The organism is Vibrio sp. Vb0667 (assembly GCF_033391095.1).
The window spans coordinates 1-1,014 of sequence record NZ_JAWPOL010000443.1; the positions used below are offsets into that span (position 1 = coordinate 1).

The 1,014-nt window shown below is 46.5% G+C and carries 1 protein-coding gene; it reads right to left on the bottom strand.

The window, feature by feature from the left end; all coding sequences use genetic code 11:
- Window positions 1–1,013: RNA polymerase sigma-54 factor (locus tag R8269_RS26525; protein WP_318223076.1), on the bottom strand; the 1,013-nt coding region annotated here is incomplete at its 3' end.
- Window position 1,014: the final 1 nt, after the last annotated feature.

The window sequence follows — 1,014 nt, forward strand, 5'->3', positions numbered from 1 at the left end:
CTTGCAACTTTGAGTAGCGTCTCGTTTCTACTCTCTAAGCTCTTAATTAACCATTTTGCCTCTTGCAAATTGCTGCGAATGTACTGGCTATCCGCACTGTTGCCTTTGCCTAATTGAGCGTATTGTTGGTTAACTTTTAACTTTGGAATGCTGTCAGGGTTGATGGAAACGGTCCATTTCCCATGATCTTTAAATACCGATACGTCCGGAATGACGTATTCTGTGTCGTCTGGGGTAATGCGGCTGCCCGGACGAGGATCTAACTGTTGGATCAGTTTTAATACTTCGCGTAGATCCGCTTCTTTTAGCTTAGTTTCTTTGATGACCAGTTTGTAATCGCGATTACCAAGGTGGTCGATGTGATCGGCAAGAATCATTTTGGCTTCTGCAAGCCAAGGCGTGTCTTCTGGGAAGGTTGCAAGTTGCAGGAGTAAGCATTCTTGCAGGTTCCGCGATGCCACACCAAGCGGGTCAAACTGTTGGATACGTTTGCGCACGGCTTCGACTTCATCCAAATCAATATCTTCGTTGTCGAAGCTTTCGTGAATCTCTTCAGGAGATAGGGTCAGATAGCCGTAATCGTCAATCGCATCAATGATGGCAAAGGCAATCGTACGGTCGGTTTCACTGAAAGGCGTTAAGTCGAGTTGCCACATTAAGTAATCGTGCAGCGATTCTGTGGTTTCGCCTTGGTAGACCGGCATATCATCGTCTAACGCTAAACCGGTACTGCCCGTATTTGCGCTGTAGACGTCATCCCAAGTTGTGTCGATTTCAAGCTCTGAGCTGATTTCGGACTTTTCGATGACGTCAGAACTATCAGGAACTTCGATTTCTGTTGGCTCGTTGGCACTGTTGTCAGCAGTTTCGAGTGCTGATTTGTCTTCACCATTTGCTTGAGGTTCTTCGTGGCCTTCTTCAACTTCCAATAGCGGGTTTGAGTCCAACGCTTCTTGGATTTCTTGTTGAAGATCGAGAGTCGACAACTGCAGCAAGCGAATCGCTTGTTGCAAC